Origin of the sequence: Alteromonas sp. MmMcT2-2 (assembly GCF_022348305.1) — a bacterium.
Lineage (GTDB): Bacteria > Pseudomonadota > Gammaproteobacteria > Enterobacterales > Alteromonadaceae > Alteromonas > Alteromonas macleodii.
In genome coordinates this window covers 65,464-79,790 of sequence record NZ_JAKRFA010000007.1, presented here as the reverse complement: position 1 = coordinate 79,790, position 14,327 = coordinate 65,464, and the positions used below count along the sequence as shown (strand labels likewise).

Genomic DNA, 14,327 nt, shown 5'->3' with positions numbered 1-14,327 from the left:
AAGTACTCGGGGCTGGCGTATAAGTACCACCGAGCGAATACTGATTAGAAAAATAAAAAGGGCGGTTCGAGACAAGTCGAACCGCCCTTTTTAATTATATACACTTTCTAAATGAGCTATGCGGACTGGTATTAGCTGGCGCCAGATACAAATCGCTACCCGGCGCGAGAAGCTAGCATGTGCTCACTAAGTGCTTAACTCAATGAGTTACCAAATTCTTACGCGCTCTTCTGGCGCAAGATAAAGTGCATCACCTGGTTTCACATCAAACGCTTCATACCATGCATCATGGTTTCTTGGTGCTTGTGCACGATAACGACCTGGCGCGTGTGTACCTGCGCGAAGTTGATTCAGCATGCTTTCTTCAGTGCGTTTTTCTTTCCACACTTGTGCCCATGCAAGGAAGAAACGCTGATCGCCTGTTAGGCCGTCAATTACCGGCGCTTCTTTGCCGTTAAGGCTAAGTTTGTAGGCGTGGTAAGCCATGGCTAGACCACCCACGTCACCAATGTTTTCACCCAAGCTGTTGCGACCATTTACGAAGTTACCTTCGATAGGCTCGTACTGGCTGTATTGCTCGGCTAGCATATCCGCTTTTTCTTCAAACGCTGCGCGGTCAGCATCGGTCCACCAGTTGCGCTGAATACCGTTTGCATCTGACTTCGAGCCTTGATCGTCAAAACCATGTCCCATTTCGTGACCAATTACCGCACCGATTGCACCGTAGTTAACTGCTGCGTCGGCGTTTGGATCAAAGAATGGTGGTTGCAAAATAGCCGCTGGGAATACAATTTCGTTGAACGAGCTATTGTAGTAGGCGTTAACGCGCTGCGGTGTCATACCCCAGCGATTGCGATCCGTTTTCTCTAGCTCACGTTCTACCGATTGGTCTTGGAAGAATGTGCGTAGGTTTCGAACATTGCCTACTAAGTCTTTGTCGCTGATGGTTACGCCGTCGAAAGACTGCCATTCGTCTGGGTAGCCAATTTTAGGGTTAAATGCCATTAGCTTTTCTTTGGCATTTACCTTGGTTTCTTCGCTCATCCAGTCTAGGTTTTCAATACGCTCACCTAGTGCTGTACGCAAGTTTTCAACCAGCTCTGCCATCTGCTCTTTTGAGCTTTCTGGGAAGTATTCGTTTACGTAAATCTTGCCTATAGCAAAACCCAGTGACTCAGTACCAGACATTTGGCTCACTGCGCGTTTCCAACGAGGACGAGGCTCTTGCTGGCCGCTTAGTGTACGACCAAAGAAGTCAAAGTTGGCTAGGTAGATATCTTCAGAAAGGAAATCCGCATTGTTTGAAATAGTGTGATATTTCAAATACGACTTCCAATCGGCTAAGTCAGCTTCGTTAATAATCTTAATAACGTCTTTTACTGGCTCAGGCTGTGTAATATTCAGCTCAGGCACTTTATAACCGGTTTGAGCAAAATACGTGTCCCAATCAAAGCCAGGGTATTCGTCAGACAGTTTGCTACGCTCAATTTGATTAAGTGTAAGGTCGCGGTCACGGCGTTTTTCGCGAGGCCACTGAATTTCTGCAATTTGTGTTTCAAGAGCAAGAATGTTTGCTGCTTTTTCGGCTGCGTTTTCTTCGCCTGCAAAATTAAGCATTTGCTCGATGTGTGCTACGTAAGCTTCACGAATCTTAACAAAACGTTCGCTATCGCTCAGGTAGTAATCGCGATCAGGAAGACCCAAACCACCTACGCCAACACTTAACTGGTATTCGTTCGGGTCAAGACGGTTGTACCACATGCCACCGTAAATTGGTGTGCTTGAACCTACCAACCAGCTATTACCAAACGCTTTGGTTAGGTCAGTTCTATTCTCAATGCTATCAATAGAGGTTAGTACGTCTTTAATCGGCTCAATACCTTTTTCGTTGATGGTATCGGTATCCATGTAAGCAACGAAAAAGTCGTGAACAAGCTTCTCTTCTGCATTCAGCGAAGACTTTTCCATTAGCCCATCAATGATGTTTTTAACTTGCTCTTCACTACGCTCTGCAAGACCCGTAAACGCGCCGTAGCGAGTTTTGTCAGCGGGCAGCTCGTAGTTGTCGTACCATGTACCGCTCGCGTACATGAAGAAGTCATCACCAGGTTTTACCGCTTCATTGCGAGCGGTTAAGTCTACGCCAAAAGAGCCTAGTTCCGCTTCGCCCTTCATTTCTGGCGCTTCAACATTGCTAGTTTGTTCTTGGGCTTTTTCAGGCTGACCGCAACCAGCAAGTCCCAAAGATGCCGCAATCGCTACGGCAAGAAGTTTATATTTCATCGTTTTTCTCGTTGTGATTATAAGTGTCGTCGTTAGATGCAGTGACACTCGTTGTTTTTAAAGTAGGCATAAATTCCTTGTTAAACGGTAAAGCATTCCGTGCCTGATTAAAATAGCTTGCGATATGTGGCGTTTCTCGCTGTAAAAAGTCTGCTACAGCAGTGTGAAACGACGGATGTTGTAATTTGTGATGAGAACGGCAATAAATGGGCTCGAAGCCTCGAAGTATTTTATGTTCACCTTGGGTGCCGGGATTAAAAAGCGATAGCTTTTTCTCAATGGCAAATTCAATGCCTTCAAAATAACAGCAGGCAAAATGTAGCCCGTCTATTTCTTTCTGTGCTCCCCAGTATCTTCCATACAGTCCTGTCTCATCGTAGAAAAAGAGGGCGCTGGCTACTGCTACCTCATTCTCTACTGCCGTAACTATAAGCATGTTCTCGCTCATGCTCTCGACAAGCTGTTCAAAGAACGCATCATTCAAATATCCCACGTGACCGCTTCGTTTTAAATAGGTTGCTTTGTAACACTTTGTGAAAAACTGCAGTGTCTCTGGACTAATCTCATTGCCGGTATGATGGGTAAAGCGGACGCCTTGCTCGTTCAGTTTACGTCGACTTTTCTTGATATCTTTTCTTTTGCGGGAGGTAAGCGCGTTAAGAAAATCGTCGAAATCACCATAACCGTAGTTATGCCACTGAAACTGAACTGCGTATCGGGTCAGGTAGTGGTTGGGAATACTGGGTTGAACTTTGAATTGGTCATTAGGCAAATCATCGGTTAACTCACTAGCCTCAGACTCGCCTTTACCAATGAGTTGAGCCGAGGTGCTTTCATTGGGAAATAGCCAATGAAAAGAAGATAAAGCCTCACCAAATACGGACTCTACATACGCTGTCAGTGTATTTTCCAGTTCACTTAAAAGCGCCGGAGTAAGCACAATTTGCCCATCAGAAAGTAGTCTAGAACCTGTTACGGGGGTGAAGGGGATGGCCGATATCCACTTAGGATAATAGTCGAGACCGTGCTGTGCATAAGCATTAGCCCACGCGTGGTCGAACACGTATTCACCGTAGCTATGAGTTTTCAGGTAGCCAGGAATAACAAGATTTGCAGCCTCATGCTTACCTCTCGCTATAGCGATATGGCAAGGCTGCCACCCAGATTCATTGCTGCACGAGCCGCTGCGTTCTAGCGCATGTAAAAATTCATAAGAAACAAAGGGACCCGCTTCTTTCGCGAGGTATTGCCAGCGCTCTTTAGAGAACTGTTCAATCGAATCTATTATTGTTATGCGATAGTTGGATGCTGTCATGCAGTTTACATCATGTAGAGGTTAAGTGCGTAAAACGTTAGATAGTCGCAATCTACGAGTAATTAACGCTAAAATAACGCGGTTTCTACGTTTAATACAGAAGAGTAATTTTACAAAAATGTCAGAGTTCGACCGAAAAATCATTACCGACGCGATTACTCGCATGCTGGCACGACGAGAGCATAGCTTAAACGAAATTATGCGAAAGTTGCAGCAGAAGGGAATAGCGAGTGATGCTTTCATGCCTATTCTGGGGGAATTCAAAGATGCTGATATCCAAAGCGATGCTAGATTTGCAGAAAGCCGAGCTCGCGCACTGTACTTAAAAGGGAAGGGACCCCGCGCGATTAAATTAGACTTACAGCAATACGGTGTTGATGAAAGTACTGCAGAACACGCAATGAGAGAGATTGACGCTGACTGGTTTGAAAGTGCTAAAAAAGTAAAAGAGAAAAAGTTTGGCGACTTTTATGAAACCGAATTCGCGTTGAGACAAAAGCAGAAACAATTTCTTCAATATCGTGGCTTTTACCAAGATCACATTGAATATGCGGTAAGCGCAAACGAATCTAGCTAAAACGGCTGATTTATGCTCATGTTTACCGACAAATAGATGCCGTTGGCGATTCGTTTTATGAATACTGGCTATTTTCGTCTGCTTAAAGTGAAATTTGGGCCTATCTTCTCCCCGTTACACTTAACAAAATTGCGTTATCCATGGTATTGTTGCGCAAATTTGTGTGCATTTTAATTATCCAGAGAATTATAGCGAGGATAAGCGTATTGCGTATTCGCAAACTGCCCCGATTATAAAGCTCATTAGAACAGGCAAATCACACGTTTCAAAAATAGAATAAAGGAAGTTAGGTTTTCAATGACATTATCAACTGCTGACTTACGTAACAAGTTTATCGATTATTTTAAAAGCCATGGCCACCAAGCGGTGGCGAGCTCGTCACTGGTTCCGGCAGATGATCCCACACTTCTTTTTACTAACGCGGGCATGAACCAGTTTAAAGACTGTTTTTTAGGTGCGGAAAAACGCAGCTATACCCGTGCGGTATCGTCACAGCGCTGCGTTCGCGCAGGTGGTAAGCATAACGACCTTGAGAACGTAGGTTACACTGCGCGTCACCATACCTTTTTTGAAATGCTGGGTAATTTCAGCTTTGGCGATTATTTCAAAAAAGAAGCGATAGAGTTTGCGTGGAATTTCCTTACCAAAGAAATTGGTTTGCCAAAAGAAAAGCTCTTAGTCACCGTTTATTCTGAAGATGACGAAGCTTTCGACATCTGGGAAAACCATATTGGTGTTCCAAAAGAAAAGATTATTCGCATTAGTACGTCAGATAACTTCTGGTCTATGGGCGATACCGGTCCATGTGGTCCTTGTTCTGAAATCTTTTACGATCACGGTGCGCACATTTGGGGAGGTCCTCCGGGAACACCAGAAGAAGACGGCGACCGCTTTATCGAAATTTGGAACCTGGTATTTATGCAGTTTAACAAACAAGCTGACGGTACCATGGAGCCACTCCCTAAGCCTTCAATCGATACCGGTATGGGCCTAGAACGTATTTCCGCTATCTTGCAGAACGTGCACAGCAACTACGAGATCGACCTTTTCCAAAACTTGATCAAATCAGCAGCATCAATTGTTGGAAGCGAAGATTTAGAAAATAAATCGCTACGGGTCATCGCCGATCACATTCGTTCGTGCAGCTTCTTAATTTGCGATGGCGTTATGCCATCAAATGAAGGGCGCGGATACGTATTACGTCGCATTATTCGTCGCGCTGTCCGCCACGGCTATCAACTTGGCGCAAACGATATTTTCTTCTATAAGCTTGTAGCATCACTTGCCAAAGAAATGGGTGAAGCGTATCCAGAACTTGTAGACCAGCTACCGGTAATTGAAAAAGTACTACGTGTTGAAGAAGAGCAGTTTAGCAAAACGTTAGCCCGTGGTATGGCTATCCTAAACGATACACTAGAAACTCTAGAAGGCGACACAGTGCCGGGTGACGTAGTGTTCAAGCTTTACGACACCTATGGTTTCCCTACTGACTTAACCAATGATGTAGCGCGTGAGCACGACCTTAAGATTGACGAAGAAGGTTTTGAAGCTGCTATGCAAGCACAACGTGCCCGTGCACAGCAGGCTAGCAACTTTGGTGCAGACTACAATAGTAAACTCGCCATTGACCACACAACCTCATTTACTGGGTACACCGATGTAGAAGGCCAGGCGAATGTGGTTGAACTTATTGCCGACAATGCGTTTGTTGAGAAGCTTGAAGACGGTCAAGAAGGCGTTGTGGTATTAGACAGCACACCGTTCTACGCTGAAAGCGGTGGTCAGGCAGGTGACAAAGGTGTGCTTCGCGTGGCAAACGGTGAATTCATCGTTACTGACACCCAAAAAATGGGTAATGCGTTTGCACACAAAGGTATTGCTAAAGGTTCGGTATCTAAAGGTGATACGGCAACCGCAGCGATTGATGCAGCAAATCGTGAAGCCATTAAAAAGAACCACAGCGCAACGCATTTACTTCATGCAGCACTGCGTGAAATTTTAGGTGAGCACGTAACTCAGAAAGGTTCATTGGTTGAAGCGCCGCGCATGCGTTTTGACTTCTCGCATTTTGAGGCAGTAACGGCTGAGCAACTTGCTGAGATTGAAAGACGAGTTAACCAAGAAATACGTGCAAACCACACGTTAGCAACTGAACTAATGGATTTGGATGAAGCCAAAGCATCAGGCGCAATGGCGCTATTTGGTGAAAAGTACGACGAAAAAGTTCGCGTGGTAACCATGGGGCCATTCTCTGTTGAGCTATGTGGTGGTACTCACGTTACACGTACTGGTGATATTGGCTTGTTTAAAATTACCAGTGAAGCGGGTATTGCATCGGGCGTTCGACGTATCGAAGCAGTTACTGGCGAGCATGCACTTGAAGTCGTGCAAACCCAACAAGCGACACTGTCTTCATTGTCTGCGTTATTGAAAACAGACAGCCAAAATGTACTTGATCGCGTAGTTTCTCTACAAAATCAGACTAAAGAACTAGAAAAAGCACTCAATTCTGCGAAACAAAAATTGGCGAGTCAGCAAGGTGCTGATATGCTTAGTAATGCAGTAGAGATAAATGGCGTTAAAGTTCTTATTGCGAATTTGGAAGGTGTTGAAGCGAAGTCATTGCGTTCAATGATGGATGACATTAAAAACCGAATTGGTGAAGGGATCGTAGTATTAGGTGTGGCTAATGACGCGAAAGTGAATCTTATTGCTGGCGTTACTAAAAACCTCACTAGTAAAGTTAAAGCGGGCGAGCTAGTTAACTTTGTTGCATCACAAGTAGGTGGCAAAGGGGGCGGTCGTCCAGATATGGCACAGGCAGGCGGTGACCAGCCTGAAAACTTGGGCCAGGCGCTAGATTCGGTTAACGCTTGGTTACAAGATAAGCTATAATTATTTTTGTGTATAACAGTGAGTTTTTGAAGTGACGCAGAAACATGGAATCACTGTCGCTTCCATCGGGTCGTGCCGATGGGTTGGCAAATCTTAATGGATGATGTTCAGTATTAAGGAACAGGAGCAAGCGAATGCTTATTTTGACTCGTCGAGTTGGTGAAACGCTTATGGTTGGTGACGATGTAACCGTTACCGTACTAGGTGTAAAAGGGAATCAGGTACGTATCGGTGTGAATGCACCAAAAGAAGTTTCTGTGCACCGTGAAGAGATATACATGCGCATTCAAGCAGAAAAAGGCGGTCAGCCAGGCTCTGCAGAATAATTGCATTATACGCTTCATTGGAAAAGGTCAGCTTACGCTGGCCTTTTTTGTTTTAAGTGACTAAATCTTATCGGGCTTTAGCGCAAGTCTATTGTTTCTGTTCTATTTCGCCAGAAATGACGTTGTGATGTCTCGCGCTAACGACCAAGTTAAGTCTCTGGGTCGTGCACAGCTTTTTTCTAGCACAATGCCTTCTGGGTGGACGATTTTTAAATAGAGACATATACCGCTTTATTTGAGATTTTGGAGTGTTTTTAAATAACTTAAGTAAGTAATACGAATCAGCGTACTTGGTTATGAACAAATAAATTCAAAACTTTTTGATATTATTTTTGAAAAATTGACTAAATTATTAAGGCGGGTCAGTTAAAACTGCAATGAAGCTGCGCATATTCAAATGCAAATTAACGAGCATCGTTAAATAAAATTCGGTTTAATTGCTTGTATTGCGAACAAATTACTGGTTTTTTGCTCGAATCGTTTAAAATGGCAGCGGGTGAACAATTTCTTTATAAAAAAGGTTTGACTCAGGCCAATGAATCCGTAAAATGCACCCCGCAGTCAAGGAGAGGTGGGTGAGTGGCTGAAACCAGTTCCCTGCTAAGGAACCATACGCATATACGCGTATCGAGGGTTCGAATCCCTCCCTCTCCGCCATTATTCGTTGGCAGTGACGGCCAACAACAAGTTTTGCGCGTGTGTAGCTCAGCTGGATAGAGTACCTGGCTACGAACCAGGCGGTCGGAGGTTCGAATCCTTCCACACGCGCCACTTATTTTAAAGCGTCACCTTTTGAGGTAGAATTCAAAAGTACACAAGTTTACGCGTGTGTAGCTCAGCTGGATAGAGTACCTGGCTACGAACCAGGCGGTCGGAGGTTCGAATCCTTCCACACGCGCCATATTGAAAAACCCACCTTTTTAGGTGGGTTTTTTCATTTTTACTCCTTTTATTTTTGTTCTCTCCACTTTCGTCTAAGCGCGCTGTTTAAAATTTAAGCTAAACTTAATGTGTTTAACAGCAGTAAAGCGCGAGGTACGCTATGGCACATCCATCTACTACTTTTCGATTTTTAGCAGAACCTACCGACGTAAACTTTGGCGGTAACGTTCACGGTGGCATGCTCTCTATAACAGCTTAATGAAATGGATTGACCAAGCAGCCTATGCCTGTGCCGCGCAGTGGTCGAAATGCTATTGCGTTACAGTTTCATCGAACGGTATTCGCTTTATAAAGCCAATAAAGGTAGGTCAACTCGTAGAAATAACCGCATCGTTGGTACACACTGGAGCGTCAAGTATGCATATCTATGTTGTGGTTAAATCGGGCGACGCCACGGAAAACACTACGTCTGTCGCAAATCGCTGTTTTATAACTTTTATGGCGGTGCATGCGAAAGATTTCGCTAAACAGCTAGACAGTGACTTTACGGAAAATATAGGCTTTCATTAAGGTGTGAGTATAAATGAACGTAAACGTAGATTGCTGGCATCGGCAACGCTTATGCTAATTCCTAAAATATGCTTTTGTTGCAAATTTATTAAGAAATAATGCATTAAGTTTCATTTTGGCGGGTTTTATTCATTTTAAAGTGTTTTTTTATGCTGCTTTGTTGTGTTTTGAAAAACCACGTGATACTTATTCAGGTACAAAATAACAACAGGATTGAATATGAATTCGGGATCCGTCGCTAGCCTGCTCTTTGAAGCGGGTTCTCTTATGCTTATAGGAATGATATTTGTTTTCTCATTCTTAGGGCTTCTTATTGTGGGTATTCATCTCATTGCCCGATTTTGTGAAGCTTTTCCCGGTGAAATAGCAGAGCCTTCAGCTCATTTAAAAGGGCCTTCAGCTAATTTAAAAGGGCCTTCAGCTAATTTGAGTCGAAACAATCAAGCGGTACAACCAGGAATAGACGGAAACTTTATCGCGGCTATTTCTGCCGCAATTCATACCCATCGCCAAAATTCTAAAAAATAAAGTCTAATCAGGAGTTACCATGTCTAAGCCTCTGGCCCTTACCGAGCTGGTTCTGCGTGATGCCCACCAATCCCTTCTTGCTACGCGCATGCGTATTGAAGATATGCTTCCCATAGCGGAAAAACTAGATAAAGCTGGCTTTTGGTCAGTTGAATCTTGGGGTGGTGCTACATTTGATGCCTGTATTCGTTATTTAGGGGAAGACCCTTGGGAGCGCATCAGAAAGCTAAAAGCAGCCATGCCTAACACGAAACAGCAAATGCTGTTGCGTGGTCAAAACCTATTGGGTTACCGCCATTATGCTGACGATGTTGTCACTCGCTTTGTAGAGCGTGCTCACGAAAGTGGCGTAGATGTATTTAGAATTTTTGATGCCATGAATGACATTAGAAATTTGAAAACCGCAATAAAAGCGACCATAGACAGTGGCGCTCACGCGCAAGGGACAATTTCTTATACGGTAAGCCCTGTGCACAATCTTAAGCTTTGGCTCGAAATGGCGAAACAGCTTGAAGACCTAGGGGTTCATTCTATCTGCGTAAAAGATATGGCTGGGCTTTTAAAACCGTACGAGTGCGAGGCATTGATTACCGGATTAAAAGAAACGGTTGATGTACCTATTGCCATGCAGTGCCATGCCACAACAGGGTTGAGTACGGCGACGTATCAAAAAGCTATCGATGCCGGCATTGATATGCTGGACACGGCTATTTCTTCAATGAGCATGACTTATGGTCATAGTGCAACTGAGACCATGGTTTCTATCGTAGAAGGTACAGAGCGCGATACGGGTATTGCACTACCCGAACTAGAAGAAATTGCCAGTTACTTCAGAGAGGTAAGAAAGAAATACAGCAAGTTCGAAGGCAGTCTCAAAGGGGTAGATGCACGTATTCTTTTGGCTCAAGTACCGGGCGGAATGCTAACCAACATGGAAAGTCAGCTTAAAGAGCAGGGCGCTGAAGATAAATTCGAAGAAGTGTTAAAAGAAATTCCACGGGTAAGGGAAGATCTTGGGTTCATTCCTCTTGTTACGCCAACCTCACAAATCGTGGGCACGCAGTCAGTGCTTAACGTACTCACCGGCGAGCGTTACAAAAGCATTACAAAAGAAACCGCAGGCGTTCTTAAAGGTGAATATGGCGCTACCGCAGCACCAGTAAACAAGGAGTTGCAGGCGCGTGTGCTTGATGGCGCAGAGCCCGTGACATGTCGCCCTGCTGACAATATTGCACCAGAGCTGGATACACTGAGTAAAGAGCTTGATGAACTGGCTGAGAAAAAGCAACTCTCGCTGTCAGACGATAAAATTGATGATGTTTTGACTTATGCCTTATTCCCGCAGATAGGCCTAAAGTTTATCGAAAACCGCGGCAACCCTGATGCGTTTGAACCTGCACCTAGCGCGCAAGAGTCGCAAAGCTCGAGTGCGCCGCCTAAGCCTGCTGAAGCCAAGTCAAGCTCACAAGGGGCTACCGCGAGTGAAACTTACGACGTAAACGTAGATGGAAGAGTGTATCGCGTAGAAGTGGCACCTTCAGGTACGCTGACGAGCGTTACACCTGCTAGTGGCTCTCAGACGCAAGCACAGCCTCAAACTAAGAATGCTGCGCCATCAGACTCTAACTCTTCTCAGTCTATTGATGCACCGCTTGCAGGTAACGTATTTAAAGTTTTGGTGAGAAACGGCGACAGCGTGTCAGAAGGCGATGTGGTGATGATCCTTGAAGCCATGAAAATGGAGACAGAGATCCGCTCCGCATACACCGGTACGGTCACCGACATTACTGTTAGTGAAGGCGATGCCGTAACCAGTGGTCAACCGTTAATCTTATTGGGGTAGTACATGGATAAGTTAATGGTACTTTGGGATAGTACCGCGCTTGCGCACTTTGAAGCCGGCCAGCTTATAATGATGGCGGTGGGTTTCGGCTTGTTGTACTTGGCCATTGTTAAAAAGTTTGAGCCATTGCTTTTACTGCCCATTGGTTTTGGTGCATTGCTTACTAATATCCCTATTGCTGGTTTTTCAGAAGCGGGTGGGTTGCTGCACTACATATACAAAATCGGCATAGATACAGGGGTATTTCCTCTGCTCATCTTTATGGGCGTAGGCGCAATGACTGATTTCAGTGCGCTTATTGCTAACCCTAAAATGTTGTTACTTGGCGCAGCTGCGCAGTTCGGTATTTTTGCTACCTTGTTTGGCGCGATAGCGTTAAACCTTATACCTGGCTTTGAGTTTACGTTAAAAGACGCGAGTGCCATTGCTATCATAGGTGGCGCGGATGGGCCTACTGCCATTTTCCTCGCCTCACGGCTTGCGCCTGATTTGCTTGGTGCGATTGCAGTCGCTGCATACTCTTATATGGCGTTGGTACCTATTATCCAGCCACCTATCATGAAAGCGCTGACCACAAAAGAAGAGCGCGAGATAAAAATGGGTCAACTACGACCTGTGTCAAAGCGAGAGAAGATTATTTTCCCGCTTGCTGTGCTGTTTATGACTATCTTGTTTTTACCGGCCGCTACGCCGCTTGTCGGCATGTTTTGCTTCGGTAACTTAATGAAAGAGTGTGGCGTGGTAGACAGATTGAGCAAAACAGCCCAAAACGAGCTCATCAATACGGTCACTATTTTCCTTGGTTTAGCAGTAGGATCAAAGTTATCAGCGGAAGCATTCCTTACGGTCGAGACTTTAGGTATTTTGGGGCTTGGGGCTATCGCGTTTGGTATAGGCACTGCCGCAGGCGTACTCATGGCCAAGCTAATGAGTAAGCTGTCGGGTGGCAGTATAAATCCACTGATTGGCGCAGCTGGCGTCTCTGCTGTGCCGATGGCAGCCAGAGTGGTGAACAAAGTTGGGCTAGAAGCTAACCCTCATAACTTCTTACTTATGCATGCGATGGGGCCTAACGTGGCTGGCGTGCTAGGTAGTGCGGTTGCCGCAGGTATTCTATTGGCTCTGGTTGGCTAGAATGCACAAATGCATTGCTGTACAAGGGGCAATTTATTTGCCCCTTTTTTATTGCATGGCGTTTGTTCAAAAAAAGGCTTTCTAGGGTTTTCTTTTTGTGACGAGTAGAGCGTGCCAGTTCGGTACGTAAGTGCGCTTCTCAAAGAAAACAGCACCCAAACGATAAGCTCTTTATTCTCGAATTGTGTTTTGTGGCACCAGAGATTGGTATGCGGTAACGAGTTTCTTAGTGCGCGTATGCTGGGGCCACCTAAAGATAGTTTCGGTCTTGCCTTCTTCTACAATTTCACCGCCTTCCATCACAATAATCCTGTCTGCAATGTGTCGTACAATACCCAAGTTGTGACTAATAAAGATAAACGCCAAGCCAAGTTCTTGCTGAAGCTTCAATATAAGATTCACCGTTTGCGAACGAATGGAAGGGTCTAACGCTGCAAAGGGTTCATCAGCCACTAACACTTTGGGCTTTAACACAATGGCTCTGGCTAGCGCTACGCGCTGCTGCTGTCCATCAGAAAGCATATGTCGATAAAAGTAATAGTGTTCGCGCAAGAGGCCTACCTTCACCAACATATCTTCTATAATTGGTTTGCGTTCTGCTTCGCTTAGGCCTGTATTCAAACGCAATGGCTCATCCAAGATTTTTCCCACAGGAACCGATGGATTCATCGACTCGGAGCTATGCTGCAAGATCATACGAATGTCATGGGTACGTTTTTGCTGGCTATCTTTAGACTGGTATTTGGCTAAATATTTGTGTGTGTTAATTTCAATTTCACCTGCATCAGCGGGCAGTGCACCTACCAAGAGCTTAGCCAACAAGGACTTACCTGAACGGTTTTCACCAATAATTGCAATGGTCTCACCGCGCTTTACGCTTAAGTTCACTGGACCAAGTTGAAAAATTTCAGGACGTTTTAGCCAACGTTTCCTCTCGTTATGAATAAACGTGAGATCTTTAACCTGCATGATATCCATTACAGCTTCTCCATATGTAGAGGGAAGTGACAGCTGTAATTGTGATCGTGAATTTTACGCACGGCTGGTGTTTGTACACAGGCGCGCTGAGCACGAGGGCAGCGAGGACCTAATCGGCAACCAATAGGCAAATGCTGTAGTGTGGGAATAGAGCCACCAAGCGTGGGTAGTAGCGATTTCGGTGGTAAATCTTTTCTGAAGCTCGGCGCGCTGTCTAGTAATGCTTTTGTGTAAGGGTGCAGAGGGCGCTTCTTAATGTGCTTCATTCTACCTGATTCTACAGTCTGCCCTGCATACAATACCGTCATAGAGTGAGACATACTTGCAATTGCCAGTAGGTCGTGACTAACAAACAAGATCGAGAGCGAGCGCGTCTGATTCAAACGCGTGAAGAGCTTCAGAATTTGTGTTTTTGTTGTAGGTTCCATTCCCCGAGTTGGGTCATCGGCGATGAGCAATTTAGGCTGTGAAACCAGGGCCATCGCAATCATGAATTTTTGACCTATGTCAGCCGGTATTTGATGAGGAAAAGCGCTTAAATAATGCTTGTGGTGCTTTATTCCTACTTTGTGAACGGTGCTTATTGCGATCTTTTTGCGGTGTTGTGCTCGTTGCCAGAACCAGCTCCCTTCAACAAATTCATCGGGAATGCTCTCTTCCAACTGCTCTCCAAGCGTTGCCGATGGGTCTAAACTTGCCTGTGGGTTTTGGAACACGACCGCTATTTCTCGGCGCATTACCTCACGACGCTGCTGCACAGACATACTCAGCAGGTTTTCACCATTCCAACTCATGCGGTCAGCCGTTAAATTCCATTGGCTAGGAAGGGCTCCGCAAATGGCGGACACGATCAAGCTTTTGCCTGAGCCTGATTCTCCTACCAGTGCGCGAATCTCCCCGCTGCTAACCGACAGGTTAACCTTGTCCAACGCTTTAATTGCGCCATCGCTGCTCTGCATTTCCAAGGTGAGGTTTTTAATATCAAGCATTGGCATA

10 protein-coding genes, 3 tRNA genes and 1 pseudogene are annotated in these 14,327 nt (G+C 45.2%); 10 read left to right on the top strand and 4 right to left on the bottom strand.

Going from position 1 to position 14,327, the window contains the following annotated elements; genetic code table 11:
- Positions 1 to 207: 207 nt before the first annotated feature.
- The gene (locus MHM99_RS06325) at positions 208 to 2,283 is read right to left on the bottom strand and encodes a M13 family metallopeptidase (protein ID WP_168532398.1); all 2,076 of its coding nucleotides are present in this window, start codon (positions 2,281 to 2,283) and stop codon (positions 208 to 210) included.
- Entirely contained in the window at positions 2,273 to 3,598 is a 1,326-nt protein-coding gene (locus tag MHM99_RS06320; protein ID WP_168532396.1) for a GNAT family N-acetyltransferase, read from the bottom strand. The genes MHM99_RS06325 and MHM99_RS06320 overlap by 11 nt, the downstream gene beginning before the upstream one ends.
- Before the next feature lie 118 nt (positions 3,599 to 3,716).
- Between MHM99_RS06320 and MHM99_RS06315 the strand changes: the two genes are divergently transcribed.
- The 10 genes and pseudogenes from MHM99_RS06315 (at position 3,717) to MHM99_RS06270 (ending at position 12,353) form a co-directional block, all read left to right on the top strand.
- Positions 3,717 to 4,175: a regulatory protein RecX gene (locus MHM99_RS06315; protein WP_168532394.1), complete on the top strand. Its 459-nt coding sequence runs from the start codon at positions 3,717 to 3,719 to the stop codon at positions 4,173 to 4,175.
- Positions 4,176 to 4,472: 297 nt separating this feature from the next.
- Positions 4,473 to 7,070 carry an alanine--tRNA ligase gene (alaS, locus tag MHM99_RS06310; RefSeq protein WP_014948671.1) on the top strand — a complete coding sequence of 866 codons (2,598 nt, stop codon included), beginning with the start codon at positions 4,473 to 4,475 and terminating at the stop codon, positions 7,068 to 7,070.
- A gap of 134 nt (positions 7,071 to 7,204) precedes the next feature.
- On the top strand, positions 7,205 to 7,396 hold the full coding sequence (gene csrA, locus MHM99_RS06305) for a carbon storage regulator CsrA (protein ID WP_012517705.1): 192 nt from the start codon (positions 7,205 to 7,207) through the stop codon (positions 7,394 to 7,396).
- A gap of 565 nt (positions 7,397 to 7,961) precedes the next feature.
- Positions 7,962 to 8,053 (top strand) — tRNA-Ser (locus MHM99_RS06300).
- Positions 8,054 to 8,090: 37 nt separating this feature from the next.
- Positions 8,091 to 8,167: transfer RNA gene (locus tag MHM99_RS06295), tRNA-Arg, on the top strand.
- A gap of 53 nt (positions 8,168 to 8,220) precedes the next feature.
- Positions 8,221 to 8,297, top strand: a tRNA-Arg gene (locus MHM99_RS06290).
- Positions 8,298 to 8,438: 141 nt separating this feature from the next.
- Positions 8,439 to 8,848: pseudogene (locus tag MHM99_RS06285) on the top strand (acyl-CoA thioesterase).
- Positions 8,849 to 9,067: 219 nt separating this feature from the next.
- Positions 9,068 to 9,376, top strand: a complete 309-nt coding sequence (locus MHM99_RS06280) for an OadG family transporter subunit (RefSeq protein ID WP_168532392.1) — start codon at positions 9,068 to 9,070, stop codon at positions 9,374 to 9,376.
- A gap of 19 nt (positions 9,377 to 9,395) precedes the next feature.
- Entirely contained in the window at positions 9,396 to 11,219 is a 1,824-nt protein-coding gene (gene oadA / locus MHM99_RS06275) for a sodium-extruding oxaloacetate decarboxylase subunit alpha (protein WP_168463663.1), read from the top strand.
- 3 nt (positions 11,220 to 11,222) lie between these two features.
- On the top strand, positions 11,223 to 12,353 hold the full coding sequence (locus tag MHM99_RS06270; RefSeq protein WP_014948675.1) for a sodium ion-translocating decarboxylase subunit beta: 1,131 nt from the start codon (positions 11,223 to 11,225) through the stop codon (positions 12,351 to 12,353).
- Between the two features lie 171 nt (positions 12,354 to 12,524).
- Here MHM99_RS06270 and MHM99_RS06265 read toward each other — a convergent pair whose 3' ends face one another.
- Entirely contained in the window at positions 12,525 to 13,331 is an 807-nt protein-coding gene (locus MHM99_RS06265) for an ATP-binding cassette domain-containing protein (RefSeq protein ID WP_039233285.1), read from the bottom strand.
- Complete coding sequence (locus MHM99_RS06260) at positions 13,331 to 14,326, bottom strand: oligopeptide/dipeptide ABC transporter ATP-binding protein (protein ID WP_014978627.1); 996 nt, start codon at positions 14,324 to 14,326, stop codon at positions 13,331 to 13,333. Before MHM99_RS06260 ends, MHM99_RS06265 begins: the two co-directional genes overlap by 1 nt.
- Between the last annotated feature and the right edge of the window lies 1 nt (position 14,327).

Coding starts and splice junctions, on each gene's coding strand:
- MHM99_RS06320 (WP_168532396.1), bottom strand. CDS start 3,598: ATGACAGCATCCAACTATCGCATAACAATAATAGATTCGATTGAACAG.
- MHM99_RS06325 (WP_168532398.1), bottom strand. CDS start 2,283: ATGAAATATAAACTTCTTGCCGTAGCGATTGCGGCATCTTTGGGACTT.
- MHM99_RS06265 (WP_039233285.1), bottom strand. CDS start 13,331: ATGGATATCATGCAGGTTAAAGATCTCACGTTTATTCATAACGAGAGG.
- csrA (WP_012517705.1), top strand. CDS start 7,205: ATGCTTATTTTGACTCGTCGAGTTGGTGAAACGCTTATGGTTGGTGAC.
- MHM99_RS06270 (WP_014948675.1), top strand. CDS start 11,223: ATGGATAAGTTAATGGTACTTTGGGATAGTACCGCGCTTGCGCACTTT.
- alaS (WP_014948671.1), top strand. CDS start 4,473: ATGACATTATCAACTGCTGACTTACGTAACAAGTTTATCGATTATTTT.
- MHM99_RS06260 (WP_014978627.1), bottom strand. CDS start 14,326: ATGCCAATGCTTGATATTAAAAACCTCACCTTGGAAATGCAGAGCAGC.
- MHM99_RS06315 (WP_168532394.1), top strand. CDS start 3,717: ATGTCAGAGTTCGACCGAAAAATCATTACCGACGCGATTACTCGCATG.
- oadA (WP_168463663.1), top strand. CDS start 9,396: ATGTCTAAGCCTCTGGCCCTTACCGAGCTGGTTCTGCGTGATGCCCAC.
- MHM99_RS06280 (WP_168532392.1), top strand. CDS start 9,068: ATGAATTCGGGATCCGTCGCTAGCCTGCTCTTTGAAGCGGGTTCTCTT.